Raw genomic sequence first — 13,076 nt, 5'->3', positions numbered from 1 at the left:
TTCTATTCTATGATTATATCAAGATATCTTGATATAATTCAAGATATCTTGAATGAAATAGCAGCTATCGTTAATATTTTTTTCAACTCCTTTTTCCCTTCCAGTCCCTCAGCCGTATCCATCATATCCCAATTTTTCTTGCAAATGATACGATCTCGGAGTGTATATCAAAAAAACAAGGATAACAAGTACGAAAGATTTTCTATTTTCAATGTTTCATGTGCAAAAAGGGCGGAGGAGGATCTTTCGGTTCTTCGGATCCTCCTCCGTCCTTTTTATGCCGCATTTCCAGTTCTGACGCATGCGTACCGCTCACTCTCAATCACTTTTTCCATCGATTTGACCGGTGTGCTGTCAATATTGTTCAGGAGATTCTGGAATGTCGTAACCGACTGGCCGCTGTATAGCTGGACACCTTTTCTCCGACTGTCGGCATGGAAAATATCGTTTCGGCTGTCTACATTCCAGAAAATAATATTCGGCAATTGGTAGCCGCAATACTCGTACTTTTCTTTCATATGATCATAAAACATCCAATTGCGGTCTCCGCATCTGTCGATCTCCATGTCAGATACAACGATCAGCGCTTTCGGCATTTCTTCCGGCGGTACATCGTGATCCATCGCTGTTTCCAGAACCCGCTCAAATGCAGCCTGAAGATTAGTATTCATCCCCCATTCCGTACGCTCGACGTATTTGATTTTCTGCAACAGGGTTTCCCCTCTCAGAGAAACAAATTCCGGCTTCTGGCTGAACGTCATGAAAAGATTGTGGTAAGCGCCCCGGTTCCGCTCTGCAAAGTAAATAGCAAGACCAATGGATGTCGCCAAGGGTCTTCCACTCATGGAACCGGAAACATCTGCAATGACAATTGCATTCGTTTCCTGCGCCACATAATCCGGCAGCTGCCTCCACTGCGCCTCCAATACCTGATTCCATTGACGTCCATACAGAACTTTTTCCACGAGATCATACGGGTACAGCGTCTCCGCATGAATCTTTTCTTTTCCATCCAGTGCCTTCGCCAGATACTGGTTAAAACGCTTTTCATCATGTTTTCGAAATGCGTTCCTGTAAATCATCATGGCTCTTCCGGAGACCTCCGGGTAAACGATCTCCTCCCACTTTCTTTCTGACATTTTCACTTCCAGCACACCGATATATTTCCGCAGAGAACGGACGATTCTTTTGAAGTTGTAAACAGGATAGCCGAGTTTCTGCGCCGTCAGAATGCCGAGTTTTCTCGTCTCCGTATTTTTAGAGTCTGCCGTTTTGATCCATTTAGCAAGCAGGGAAACGCTTTTTCCCTCCTGAAAGTTTTTCAGATCTGCTTCCAGCTGCTGCTTCATGGCACTCCACATCTCGTCCTCAACGCCAGTTCCGATCAGGCAGTACCAGTCGTCAAAACGGCCGAAAACACCAATCAGATCAAGGTTGGCAATAACTGCCTGCGGATGGTACTCGGCAAGATACTGTAGTAGAATCCGAAAGACACGTCTCTCGCCGAGACCTTCCCGGATATCACGCGCATAAAACAGGATTTTCAATGCGAACAGCGGGTCTGCCTGATATGCTTCCGCAAACAGAAGCTCAATTCTTTCCGGATCCGCTCTGCGCAGGGATCCAATTGTCGCAAACAGATCCAGCCGCGCATCGCCGGTTGTGTTCCGTGCTGTTGCTCCATTTTCTGTATAAGTTTTTGTCGCCTGCTCCCGTATCCATTCTGCAAAATCCATCGCTGCCGCTCCTTTCCTTCGTTCCACTGTTTTCTCCAGACATCCTTTTCTGGATCTATGGACTCCATTCTTTCTCGTTTGCTCTTCTGTTTTTTTCTGAGTGAGGGCCGGATTTGAACCGGCATCTTCGCCATTACCACTGGAAAAAAGTTTGCCGTTACGGTCACGCACATGACCGTTTTTTCGCGCTCTTTCTTTTAAGCTACCTCACTCGCGTAAGGCGGGCAGGACTTGAACCTGCATTCTGTGCCTCCCTATTCTCCTCAAAAAGTTGCTGTGTGTTCCACAAACATGAAACCTTTTTTTCTGCACAGGTTTTGCCCGTTAAACTACCGCCTTATTCTGTTATTTTAGTGTTTCTGTCTTCTGTCCCCAGCTCAGGATTTCCTTTCGGGATCTTGATTCATAATTCATCCATGGTTTCATGCATCTTTTCCAGATCATTTTCTGTAATAGCATTTTTCCCAGTGATTTTTTTCTTCCCGATTCGGATTTCAGGGTCTCTCACCGTAAAATTTTCAGTCGCAGATATCCCATGTCTCAGAAATTTTTCGAAATGCTTTTGATTTTCCCCACAGTGTTTTCGCCCGTCGAACCCTCTTATTTGCCGCGCGCTTTGCCCAACGGGAATTTTTGCATCGGCCTTTGCTGACGGGCGTTTTTTTACAGCTTCGGCTCATCAGCCTACTCCCCATCCAGAATTTTCCGATAGAGAAGTCTGCCTTCCTCACCGGCAAGCCGTCCGCAGATTTCTGCACGTTCGGCGATAACAGGGATCTGGATATGTGCTTTGGCATCTGCCGTCTGCAGCAGCATCAGGTTTTGAAACATCGCAAAGCTGGCCATTTTTTTGTGGCGTCTGACGTGCTTTAATTTCACACTGACATGATCATCGTGATATTTCACGTAATAAAGGAGTTCCTGTACATCGAAACACGGAATCACATACCCCTGCCGGTCCAGCTCCGGGATTACGATGTCGCGCACGATTTCCATACTTTTTTCGGGATGACCGTAGTAATGCATGTCCGGATCACACTCGCGTTTTCCCCTGCCTTGAGCTTCCGGCTTTCCGATATCGTGCAGCAGCGCAGCCAGATAGACCATATCATTTTCCATCCTCCGCGGAAGATTGCAGACCACATGGAGGGAATGCATCCATAAGTCATACTGATGTGCACTGTTCTTCTGATCATAGCCGAACATGGTTCGTACGGCCGGAATCAGTGCTGCGATTTCTTCTCGTCTCACATCCATCTCTTCCGCAGTTTCTGCTGTTTTCAACACATTCAACAGCTCGCTTAACTTCATGTGTTCATTCCCCCTTTCTGGTCTTTTTGTGAATATCCGTGTTTTGTTATGTATAGATGTTGGGGTCAAAAGATTTTTTGACCCCTTTGATACCAGATTGCTACGTGCTTTGCACTCCCGCAATCTTCATGTATATACTGTATCACATGTTTTCGTTTTCTGCACTTAACCGCTGGTTTAATTTTTATGCTGTTCGCCCGGCGCAGAACCCGATCTGCCGGATCTGCGGTTTCTTTTTCAGGCCGATCATCTCGAAATCGTCCGCCGTCAGAAGACAGGCCTCCTCTTTTCCCAGCATACCATTCTGATGTTCCCGAATCAGGCGGTCTGCCTGGCGCATGATAGCGTGATCCAGCAGGTTTCTGACAAACCGTCCATTGCCGTAATTTTCTTCCCGACATGCATTGACGCAGATGGAAAAGCATTTTTCCCTTGTTCTTTCGTCCATCCGGTATTCCGATTTTTCCAGCATCAGATCCAGAATCTGCGTCAGCTCTTCCGGCGAGTAATCCGGGAAATTCAGGTGAAAGGCAATGCGGCTTGCAAGACCTTCATTCTGCTCCAGAAATCCCTTCATCTTCTCCGGATATCCTGCAAAAATGACAATGACCTCATCCCGGTAATTCTCCATCTCCTGCACAATGGTATTGATTGCCTCGGCGCCATACGTGCGGTTGTCTTCTACAAGAGAATACGCCTCATCGATAAACAGAATGCCGCCACGCGCCGCCTGAAATTTATTCTCAACAATCTGTGCTGTCCAGCCGACGTACTTTCCGACCAGATCCTGCCTGCCGCACTCGACAATGTGGCCATATTTCAGCACTTCCTCTTCCTTCAAGACCTGGGATAGCAGACGCGCCACGGTTGTCTTTGCTGTCCCTGGATTTCCGGAAAACAGCATATGCATGGATGACTGAACCCCCGGAAGACCCATCTGTTTCCGCATTTTCTGCATTTTGGCCGCCGCCAGAATCTCATCTGTCACTTTCTTTACCTCCGACAGGCCTACCATTTTCTGCAGCTCCAGGTAAGGCTTATCTGTCTTCTTTTTCAGCTCAATTTTGATCAGGTCTTTTTCCTTATAGGCCTTGTAGATATGGGTTTTCAATCCGCGGCCATACCAGCGGTTGTAAGCGTTATAAATATCCGAAACCGAATACAGCTTCTTCTCTTTCGGGAGATACTGCGTCAGCTCGTCTATCGTGTAATCGTGATACTCCGTTTTCTCCGCCAGACGTTTCAGATAAGCAGACGCCCGCTTCAGATCTCCCTGGCCTTCCTGAATCTGAATCAGATCCGCATTGGAAAGGATTTCCGCTATCGTATCATCCGATACACTGCGATTTCCGGAAATATCTACAAAGATAAATAAGGTAGAATTTCCATACTCATTCAGCTTATTCCCAAGTGCTTTCGCCAGATCATAGTTGCCGGTGGCATACATTCCGGTACTCTTTTCGCCTTCCAGACTTAAGATCACCATACCACCTTTGGCACCGGAGAAAATATTTTCAAAATTTCCTTCCCGTTCTGCTTTATGTGTCATCTTCTGTACATCATAAGCCCTGCCGCTCAGCAGTCTCTGATTCTCCAGAAGGGCTGGAATCAGAATATCCATCATATCATCCGCAGCCGCTTTGTCCCCGGCTGTGATCAGATAATGCACGGGATGCACAACAAAACGTTTTTCATTTTCCGGAGCATAAATCCGCTCCATCTCTTCATAGAAGCTCTCCGATGCCATAATTTCCTGCATCTGCTCCGCCTGCTTTTGTCTGGTTATGTTTTGAGCGGTATAAATCCGTTCACTTACCTGATACGCAACAGGTTCATAATAGCTGTGCTCCGGTTCCGTAGCAAGCTTTAAGTCCTCCTTCATTGACCGGATGTAGCACTCCGTCCAGTTATTCCGTTCTGTCCGGACCATTTCTTTGTAAAACTCATCACTTGTGATCTCCTCACATGCAAGCAGCTCCATTTCCGGCAGTATCTTCCGAATATAATCCACACATTCCCGAGGATCCACTTCCATTTCAAGTTCAGCTACAATCGTCATCTTATCCTTCCGAATATCACTGATCATAATGAAAAACTTCTTTTCTGTACGGTAGGCTGTGTAAAATTTACTGTTCCATTCCGCAATGTCACTTCGCCGGGGATAGAGGCCCTCATATCTTTCCTTCGTTGCATCTTCCTGTTCCAGATTCAGTTTTGAACAGTCTGCCGTGTATTTGTAAAGAATCATTCGATGATACCTCCCTGGTCCTGTCCGGTTTTTTTGTATTCCTTGAGTATCTTATCTGCAAGTATTTTCTTACTGTTTCGTTTCCTGTTTTTCAGTCTCTGTCTTTTCCGTGTTCGGCTTTTCCAGCAGAAAATAATGCAATACCAGTGCACCGTCATACAATAATGCCGTTCCAATATAACCATCACGTGATAGAACATGCCCCCAGTCATGCCCTGTCCCGATCGCCATTACCAAAAATGAGTTCTTTTTCCCGCTGATCAAGCATTGTTCCTCCGCATCTGCCTGATACCACATACACGGAGTGCCATACTGCATGTCTATTTTTAAAACTGCTTTTCTTGCTGCTTCCACCGTTGAAAACGGCAGTTCCAGCAGCCGGACATCCATGGTATCTTCTGGTAATTGTTCTTTGTAAATCAGCATTTGCTTTCCTCCATCCCTACGAACTCCTATTGTTCCGATTCACTGTTTTTTGAAACCGGAACATTTTATTATCTTTTTCTATCTGTCATCTTACCACCAGCCGTATTCCGTATGTGGACAGGTTCTTGTCTATACGAAAACCAGACAATTTTCTGGTTTTTCTATTTCTCCATAACAGGTACTCACTTCTTTTTTCTTCTGCATTTCTGTACAGTATTTCGATACCGGAATAACAGCTACAATCACAACACGTTCTTTTTTCTCACATTTTTTCAGCAGACCAATCATATACCGCAGCTCTTCTTTTCTGTCGGTAAAGTTTTTCCTGCTCGTCATCATCGGCACTTCATCAATCACAAAAACAGAAATTGCTCCATTCTCTGCTTTCTGCGCTATGATTTCTGCCATTCTCTCCACCATTATCGCTGGTGTATCATCAATTTCTATCTTGGAAAGCTCCTCCTGCCCGTACATGCTCTGCAGAATCTTCCACATCTCCTTCTTTTCATGCTGCAGTGAAAAAAGGAGAACTCCATCCTCGCTGGTTTTTCGCTCTTTCCAGCCATATGCAAACGCTTTTTTCGTTTTTCCGCTCGCCTCAGATCCCGCCAGGAAAATCATCCTTCTTTTCCCCCATCCTTTTTCTCTTATCTATGCTTCCGGATATAGTTCTCACTGAACTGCTTTTCCCGTTCAATCCATTCCTGCGTTCTCTTCTCGAGCACAAATGGAAGTTCTCTCCAGATTATCCTGAGCTGTTCTTCTGTGATTTCTGGTACTTTCTTTAAAATTGCATCACGCAGATACACACCGCCTCCGCTGCAGGAATCCGGGAAACAGTTTTCTTCGCTGATAGCATCCAGAATTTCTTTATAATGCTTTCGATACATCTGATATGCCTCGTAATGCGCAATGCGGTTTGCATGGTCTTCCATTCTGGATTCCTCTTCCTGTTTCAGAATTGTTTTCCTGTTGATTCCGCCGCTGTTCACGTTGGCATAATACATCGCGTATTCTTTGGCTTCTTCCAGACTCTGGAATGTGCGGAGAAATCTGCCGAAATTGTGAATATCACCATCCGAAAACGTGATCCAGTCATAATATGCCAGCTCTGGTGGGAAATGATTTTCTTTTCCGTAAAGCTCTGCACATTCCTGTCTGCTGACGGAATGATAGTCCCACGGACCAATGATATCATCGTAATCCTCACAGAAAAGAATATACGCTTCTATCTCTGCATCACTGTCAAACAGCATAGGACTGATTTCCTCGTACTGATACAGAATTGAGTATTTTACACCCTTGATTTTTCCGTCATCCCTTCTCATCAGCAGTGCGTAAACACCCATCTCGGGATTGTCCGGAATATTGTTCATATGCATCGGTTTCCAGTCAAATTCGTTCTCCGTCAGCTTGTCTTTTTCCCATGTTTTCTGATGCTCCGCCATTTCCTGTTCTATTTTTTCCATGTAAAGAACGCTTCCAATATAATCATACCGTTCCAGATGATCCACACCAATTGCCAGTCCTGCCAGCTTGGGTCCATACAAATACCAGAACTTTTCATTTGTCTGTTTCTCCTCTGCAGCCGCTTTGCTGTAAGCATCCAGAATATCTTCCCGGATCAGTGCATTTTCTTTCTCCAGATATTTCCATCCGTGATCTTCTGCTTTGTATTTGTAATGCCGGCCAATTCTTTCATCGGTCGTCTCAAAGATCGGAAAAAGCTCGTCGCATTTGTAAAATGGTGTCTCTTCAAAACCGAAAAAGTATACTTTGCCGTCTTCGCTGACCAGCCATACACAGCCCGGGCCTCCCATTCCAGAAGGATGTTCCTTCTGTGCAAACACAACTGTTTTCCAGAAATCTTCTGTTAAATCCGGTAAATCAAAAGTATGATCTCTATCCATATGTCTAGCCTTCTTTCCTTTTTGTTGAATGAAAAATGTTTGACTACTCTGTTCCCAGCTCGTCCCAGTTCACTCGGCCCCAGCGAACTGGAACATTCACAGCTCTCATTTAAAATTTTGCTTCGCAAAGGGAGGGTTGCTCACATCTGAATCACATTCTTACGCATCGAAACAGTAAGTATTTCACTGCTGCATGAACATTGACCTCAGATCTTCTCTCAGCTGATTAGAAAGCACAATTACCATCTGCTTCCTGCGAACCGTTTCATACTGAACATCCATCCACGTTTTCTCAACATGTAGACACTCTTCCATTCCGATGCCGTACACATACATATCATCGTATTTCTCCGGTATCTCACTCCGATATTCATAGTATTCAGATGACCAGTCATTTCGATTTACGATAGAAAAATGTCTGCCGATCTGCAGATACGGTTTTAGGTCACGGAACAAAAGCTTCTGTTCCACACTCCGTTTGATATCCCGCGGTTCTTCCGAAATCATAAGTTCCATCGCAGGTTTCATTGTATCATCTTTGCTACACCAGCATTCTCCTTCCGGTTCCGGCAAAGCCATATAGACATCTCTGGAAAATTCCACATCCACCATTCCGACTCCATAGATGTAAAAGCCAGCATATTTCTGTTCCGGAATGTCTGACATCATCAGATAATCGTGGTAATAACCATCCTCAAAACAGATGGATAAGCGGACATTGCGTGCAACATATTTTCTCAGTTCTTCAAATTTAATTGCCATCAGAAAACTCTTCCTTTGTCAGTACCAGTTTTACTACTTCGTGTGCGAAAAAATTATCTTCTTTTTCGAAAATGTTACCCAGCACAACCATGACCGGGCCGTCCTCTACTTCTCTGAACCCCAGCTTCCGCAGCAGGCTGATCGTTGGTTCATTTTCTGTCTGGGTTGTCACATACAGCTTATCGATGAAAAGATTCTTTCCGTTTGCAGAAACCCCATCACCAAAGAGCTGATTAATCAGCTCTCGGCTGGCTTCTTCACAGTAGCCGTTTCTTCGGTATTCTCTGGCGATATAAAATTCAATTTCGTATTCGTCTTCCATTTCTCTATGTACGCCTACGTAACCAATAAACTTGTCTTTCTGCTGTTTGGGAAAAATGGAATAGGTGCAAAGCTCATGATCGGTTCTCTCAAAGTAGTTGGCAAACCCCATCACATGTTTTTCGGATGGGCTGACTCCGCAGAATATGTAGAAGTCGCCATCATCCCGCAGCATTTGTAAAAATGCCTCGGAGTCTCTGTCCGTCCGGCTTGGGAGAAGGAATAATCTTTCAGTTTCGATTGCAGATCCTGTGTTCATTTGTGATCTCGTCTCCATTCTTTTGTACGTTGACTGTGAGTTTTCATGTTTCAGGAGTGAGGGCTGGAATCGAACCAGCGACAATAGATCTTTTGCTGTACCGACCACACCCATGATCGGCTTGGTTTCTCTGCTCTACCATGGCTGAGCTACCTCACTCATATTTCTCTTTTAACTTTTGTATTCCTTATGTGATTCCACTCTGTCAGGAACCAGCCTGCTCCGCCGGAATATCTCCGCCGGTTCTTCTGCGATCTCACTCCAGCCGGCTTTCAACAGGAATTCTTTTGTTACGTCTGCTTCCTGAATTGCGAAAAGTTCGTTCAACGTCATATCGAGTTGTTCCTCCTGATCTGTTCGGTATTCTGATGCATCCGCCGGTGTTCTGATGTACTCCTATTATTCCACTTCTCTCCGGCATTTGCATTGAACTTGTGGTTTACTTTCCGGGTATGCCTTATCTTATCATGGAACCGTTCCTGCATGTGGACACTCTTTTGGCCACTTTTCTGTTTCACAGGATTTTACTTTCACTGTTCCCGAATCTTCAGATACTGCTCTGCCATGCAGCTAAGACTCTCTTCATCGATATTTTCAAGGAACGCATTTTGATTCCCGTACAGCGCTTTTCCAATCCGTTTAATCGCCTGAATTCCGACCACAAGCTTCTCATCTGGATATTCACAATAATTGAGTAATCTGCGAAGCGTCTTAAGACTTGGAATCTCTTCTTCCTCCACATACTCTGATAATTCGATGTCTCTCATCATGCTTGAAACTGTAAAGTTGTATTCTTCCGCTGTCCGCAGAAATCTCTCCGCATTGAACCAGTAATTTTTCCCATCCTCGCGGAGAATATTGGTGAATTTCTGAAGCAGATGCTTTTCCTGCAGGGTCACAGCACTTTCTCTCTTCACATCAGCTGGGATACGATAGACGGTTTCTTTTGTAATTTGATTTTTCATTTTGCTCCTCCTTCAGTATCTGGCGCAGAAAAACTTTTTTGTCACTTTACAATATATTTCCTATCATTCTGCTGATTCTCTTTCTCATTTGAGTACTCCTGTTTCAAAACAGCTTCAGATAATCCCTAAACACGATTGCCTCCACCGCCGGGGTTTCCGATGCAAATTGTGCGTTTTCGATTCCATTGGTGAGCAGCAGATGTTCCCAGAGTTTTCGGTCCTTTTGAAAGTCAAATCTGCAGTCATCCAGAACTACATACTCTTCAATCTCCGGATGTGCTTTCAGGTATTTCAAAATCCCTTCTCCCCTTTTGTACATCTGATCCTGTGTCTGCCCATCGATCGACAGCCCGCACAAAGCAAGTTTAGAAATGAGATACACATAATCATCATCTGTCGGTTTCATTTCTTTCCAGTCGGAAGACAAAACAAGATCTGCTCCACCAATTTTTTCAATTGTCTTTGCCAGGACTTCCACTCGTGCATCATCAATCCCCGTATATCCATCCGGGGTTTTCTGGACTGTGGTTGTGGTATTCAGCACTCCGTCAACATCCAGAAATATCACAAAACGTTTATGTCTTTTACACATGTATCTTTCCTCCCTGACCTTGGATCTGAAACAGCTTTTTGTTATGTGCCTATTCTATCCGCAATAGGCGTTGTTTGTGTAACGCTTCTTGCGGAACAAAAAAATAATTCATACTACAATTCCATTTTTCATTTCTGCAGATTTTCTTTTGACTGGAGATGGTATCGCCATCTTCCCGTCGTTTCCTCAAAGCTGTGAATCTGGATTTCTTCACGCATGGCAAGCTGCATAGCCCGTTCGCCAAAGGTTTCCAGATCTCTCGCCTTTTCTCTTTCCAGCGCAGCATGTTCTCTCTCATATGCAGCAATTGCATTTTCCCAAGTGGAATAAATTCCAAGCCACTCATCCTCATCATGAAATTCCTCATAGCCACGCACCAGTAGATAATGAACCTTACCTTGTTCTGTCATCGTAACAAACGCCTCCTTACGCACCCTGCAAAAATTTTTATATTTCCCTATTTTTACACACTTTCCAGAATTTTTCATTGAACTTCTGGTTTATTCATTGGTCTGATAAAGCCCTTCCAGTTCTTTCATTTTATTCCGAATCAGCTCCTGTACCGCCGGTGTCTCCACGATGACATCCCGTGAATTCATCATCGCCCAGTTTGCAATGAAATACGCGGTTCGATATACCAGCACCCGATCATATTCCTCAGTTCCGCCTTTCAGAAAATAGAATTCGTCATCAAACGTGTGGTACATGACGGTATAAGCATTTGGCGTTTTCCGCACCCGTAAAATAATGGGTTCCACACTGCCATAGCTGCCGCCCTGGTGTTCCGCTACATAACGATACTTATCCAGCTTCCTGTTCTCGTCTTCCAGTTCAGACATCGGACGGTATCTTCCCTCACCCGGCTCAAGCACCTGAATTTCGTCCATGCGTTCAATCGGATAATTGGACAAACCCTGATACGGCTCATGGTTTCCAACCAGCCACAGTTTCCCATTTGAACTGCTGATGAAATAAGGTGAAATGACATAGACCTTTCCACCATCGACATAAGCACGCTCCCCTGATTTCGTATACTGTATGAGTTTAAATGAGATTTTCCGAAAAAACTGTCCTGTCTGATTGCTCAGTGCTTCAAAGATTCTGCTCATATTCTCATGCAGATTTGTATAGTGGCACGGTTCTGCCCGGCGGACGACCTCTTCGCCTTCCATCTGCGGTATTTTCGGATATTTCCGTTCTTTTGAAACCTTCGCTTTTCCCACATCATCTAATAAATATTCCGGGGAAAACCTTTCCAGATAGCAATGATATTTCTTAATATTTCCTACTCCGGCACAGGTGATCAGATCTCGAATAATTTCCTGTTTTTCCTCCATCGTTGCTGTCATGGTAAAAGTATGTTCAATCAGAAATGGCAGTTTTTTCTGACTCAGTGGATGATTGTAATAGATAATATTCTTTTTATTATCTATCTTTCCATCCTCATCCATCTCGGTGATCGTAACAATGCCTTCCGCTTCCAGTTCAAAGACATCCTTTTTTACAGTTCTGATCTGGTTATCGCGTTTGTTCTTTTTCTTCTCTTTGTCTCCCTCTACGGAAATTTCCCCATAAACAGCATCGCGCAGTTTCCAAATGGATATTGGTCTTTCTATATTTGTCTCTTGCATTAGCTCCTGTAAAATTTTAAATTTTATATCGTTCTTTAAGCCCATTGTTTGTATTCCTCCACTTAATCTGAGTATCCAGTTGCTGGATTTTTCCTTGATCCTATTTCATTTTCGGTCTTTTTTTCTTTGTTGAGGCCATTCTAGCATTCGCAAGCGTTGTTTGTGTAACGCCTTATGAATTTTAAAAAATCATGCTGCCCATTCTCCGGGCAGCATGCATAACATCATCAAATTGCTTTTCTTTTTTCTATTGTCCTTCTTTCGGGAGTTTCTGTCCATTACCAGATTCTTGTTTTTTCAATCGCAGCAAGAAATGCGAGCATAGAAATTCTGCTATTGGTCAGCGTGCCTGATTCCGACAGAAAATCGTAAATCACGGTGCATTCCTTTCTTTTCATGACAGCTTCTGCCAAAGTATACAAAGATTTCACAAATTCCTGTTCGGCGCGGTCATATTCTCCTAATGCTTCTTTATCCTCACGTCCGTTAACCGGATCAAAACATGCCCTCACATACGCTGCCCTGGCTGCTTTTCGCTGCATCTCAAGATATTCTGCCTGTACCTGATCCGCAATTCCATCCAGTTCTTTTTGTAGCGTGTTATAAATTTCATTCAGCTCTGTGCGTTCGTACTTCTCTTTCGTGTCGTAAGACGGTACCTTGGGTTTCCATTGGGATGCCAGTTTGAAACTTTTGTTTTTCAAATCGACAACATACGCATAGCGTAGACGCATGGTTCCGCTCCATAAACCTGTCCGCAAAAACGGATGATTGGAATAGAAAAACTCGTAGGAACAGGATGAAAAATCTGCTCCGGATTGATCATATTTTTCCTGGTTGTATTTATGTTCGAACATGATAAGGACTTTATCTTGTTTGACTAACTCATCTGCATTCATTTTAAATCCTTTTTAT

General features: G+C 44.2%; 14 protein-coding genes and 2 tRNA genes. All 16 read right to left on the bottom strand.

Annotated elements, in window-relative coordinates; all coding sequences use genetic code 11:
• Positions 1-275 precede the first annotated feature (275 nt).
• The 16 genes from DW769_RS05010 to DW769_RS04950 all read right to left on the bottom strand — a co-directional run bounded on the left by DW769_RS05010 (position 276) and on the right by DW769_RS04950 (position 13,060).
• Positions 276-1,763, bottom strand: coding sequence for a DUF2828 family protein (locus tag DW769_RS05010; protein ID WP_242998490.1), 1,488 nt, complete (start codon positions 1,761-1,763; stop codon positions 276-278).
• Positions 1,764-1,952: 189 nt separating this feature from the next.
• Positions 1,953-2,075 (bottom strand) — tRNA-Phe (locus DW769_RS16370).
• A 345-nt stretch (positions 2,076-2,420) separates the two neighbouring features.
• Positions 2,421-3,047 (bottom strand): HD domain-containing protein, encoded by a 627-nt coding sequence (locus DW769_RS05005; protein ID WP_118750056.1) that lies wholly within the window; start codon positions 3,045-3,047, stop codon positions 2,421-2,423.
• Between the two features lie 184 nt (positions 3,048-3,231).
• The gene (locus DW769_RS05000) at positions 3,232-5,295 is read right to left on the bottom strand and encodes an AAA family ATPase (protein ID WP_118750055.1); all 2,064 of its coding nucleotides are present in this window, start codon (positions 5,293-5,295) and stop codon (positions 3,232-3,234) included.
• 69 nt (positions 5,296-5,364) lie between these two features.
• Positions 5,365-5,721: a DUF7352 domain-containing protein gene (locus DW769_RS04995; RefSeq protein ID WP_055220036.1), complete on the bottom strand. Its 357-nt coding sequence runs from the start codon at positions 5,719-5,721 to the stop codon at positions 5,365-5,367.
• Between the two features lie 129 nt (positions 5,722-5,850).
• Entirely contained in the window at positions 5,851-6,342 is a 492-nt protein-coding gene (locus DW769_RS04990; protein ID WP_055220038.1) for a DnaB-like helicase C-terminal domain-containing protein, read from the bottom strand.
• Between the two features lie 26 nt (positions 6,343-6,368).
• The gene (locus DW769_RS04985; protein WP_118750054.1) at positions 6,369-7,631 is read right to left on the bottom strand and encodes a hypothetical protein; all 1,263 of its coding nucleotides are present in this window, start codon (positions 7,629-7,631) and stop codon (positions 6,369-6,371) included.
• Positions 7,632-7,814: 183 nt separating this feature from the next.
• On the bottom strand, positions 7,815-8,393 hold the full coding sequence (locus DW769_RS04980; protein ID WP_118750053.1) for a hypothetical protein: 579 nt from the start codon (positions 8,391-8,393) through the stop codon (positions 7,815-7,817).
• A complete protein-coding gene (locus DW769_RS04975; RefSeq protein WP_055228064.1) occupies positions 8,383-8,973 on the bottom strand; it encodes a GNAT family N-acetyltransferase in 591 nt (196 codons plus the stop codon). The genes DW769_RS04980 and DW769_RS04975 overlap by 11 nt, the downstream gene beginning before the upstream one ends.
• A 54-nt stretch (positions 8,974-9,027) precedes the next feature.
• Positions 9,028-9,132: transfer RNA gene (locus DW769_RS16365), tRNA-OTHER, on the bottom strand.
• 12 nt (positions 9,133-9,144) lie between these two features.
• Complete coding sequence (locus DW769_RS16360) at positions 9,145-9,306, bottom strand: hypothetical protein (protein ID WP_156327583.1); 162 nt, start codon at positions 9,304-9,306, stop codon at positions 9,145-9,147.
• A gap of 197 nt (positions 9,307-9,503) precedes the next feature.
• Complete coding sequence (locus DW769_RS04970; RefSeq protein ID WP_117509816.1) at positions 9,504-9,938, bottom strand: hypothetical protein; 435 nt, start codon at positions 9,936-9,938, stop codon at positions 9,504-9,506.
• A 103-nt stretch (positions 9,939-10,041) separates the two neighbouring features.
• A complete protein-coding gene (locus DW769_RS04965) occupies positions 10,042-10,530 on the bottom strand; it encodes an HAD domain-containing protein (protein ID WP_117509815.1) in 489 nt (162 codons plus the stop codon).
• Positions 10,531-10,658: 128 nt separating this feature from the next.
• Positions 10,659-10,940: a hypothetical protein gene (locus DW769_RS04960; RefSeq protein WP_117509814.1), complete on the bottom strand. Its 282-nt coding sequence runs from the start codon at positions 10,938-10,940 to the stop codon at positions 10,659-10,661.
• A 90-nt stretch (positions 10,941-11,030) separates the two neighbouring features.
• A complete protein-coding gene (locus tag DW769_RS04955) occupies positions 11,031-12,161 on the bottom strand; it encodes a WYL domain-containing protein (protein WP_158554996.1) in 1,131 nt (376 codons plus the stop codon).
• A gap of 278 nt (positions 12,162-12,439) precedes the next feature.
• Positions 12,440-13,060 carry a hypothetical protein gene (locus tag DW769_RS04950; RefSeq protein WP_118750052.1) on the bottom strand — a complete coding sequence of 207 codons (621 nt, stop codon included), beginning with the start codon at positions 13,058-13,060 and terminating at the stop codon, positions 12,440-12,442.
• Between the last annotated feature and the right edge of the window lie 16 nt (positions 13,061-13,076).

The organism is Blautia sp. AM29-29 (assembly GCF_003480555.1).
GTDB classification, from domain to species: Bacteria; Bacillota; Clostridia; order Lachnospirales; family Lachnospiraceae; genus Fusicatenibacter; species Fusicatenibacter saccharivorans.
This window is presented reverse-complemented; position numbering and strand designations above follow the sequence as displayed.

What these genes read in the sequence shown, in the direction of transcription:
- DW769_RS05005 (WP_118750056.1), bottom strand. Translation starts at nt 3,047, where the DNA reads ATGAAGTTAAGCGAGCTGTTGAATGTGTTGAAAACAGCAGAAACTGCG.
- DW769_RS05000 (WP_118750055.1), bottom strand. Translation starts at nt 5,295, where the DNA reads ATGATTCTTTACAAATACACGGCAGACTGTTCAAAACTGAATCTGGAA.
- DW769_RS04995 (WP_055220036.1), bottom strand. Translation starts at nt 5,721, where the DNA reads ATGCTGATTTACAAAGAACAATTACCAGAAGATACCATGGATGTCCGG.
- DW769_RS04990 (WP_055220038.1), bottom strand. Translation starts at nt 6,342, where the DNA reads ATGATTTTCCTGGCGGGATCTGAGGCGAGCGGAAAAACGAAAAAAGCG.
- DW769_RS04985 (WP_118750054.1), bottom strand. Translation starts at nt 7,631, where the DNA reads ATGGATAGAGATCATACTTTTGATTTACCGGATTTAACAGAAGATTTC.
- DW769_RS04980 (WP_118750053.1), bottom strand. Translation starts at nt 8,393, where the DNA reads ATGGCAATTAAATTTGAAGAACTGAGAAAATATGTTGCACGCAATGTC.
- DW769_RS04975 (WP_055228064.1), bottom strand. Translation starts at nt 8,973, where the DNA reads ATGAACACAGGATCTGCAATCGAAACTGAAAGATTATTCCTTCTCCCA.
- DW769_RS16360 (WP_156327583.1), bottom strand. Translation starts at nt 9,306, where the DNA reads ATGACGTTGAACGAACTTTTCGCAATTCAGGAAGCAGACGTAACAAAA.
- DW769_RS04970 (WP_117509816.1), bottom strand. Translation starts at nt 9,938, where the DNA reads ATGAAAAATCAAATTACAAAAGAAACCGTCTATCGTATCCCAGCTGAT.
- DW769_RS04965 (WP_117509815.1), bottom strand. Translation starts at nt 10,530, where the DNA reads ATGTGTAAAAGACATAAACGTTTTGTGATATTTCTGGATGTTGACGGA.
- DW769_RS04960 (WP_117509814.1), bottom strand. Translation starts at nt 10,940, where the DNA reads ATGACAGAACAAGGTAAGGTTCATTATCTACTGGTGCGTGGCTATGAG.
- DW769_RS04955 (WP_158554996.1), bottom strand. Translation starts at nt 12,161, where the DNA reads ATGCAAGAGACAAATATAGAAAGACCAATATCCATTTGGAAACTGCGC.
- DW769_RS04950 (WP_118750052.1), bottom strand. Translation starts at nt 13,060, where the DNA reads ATGAATGCAGATGAGTTAGTCAAACAAGATAAAGTCCTTATCATGTTC.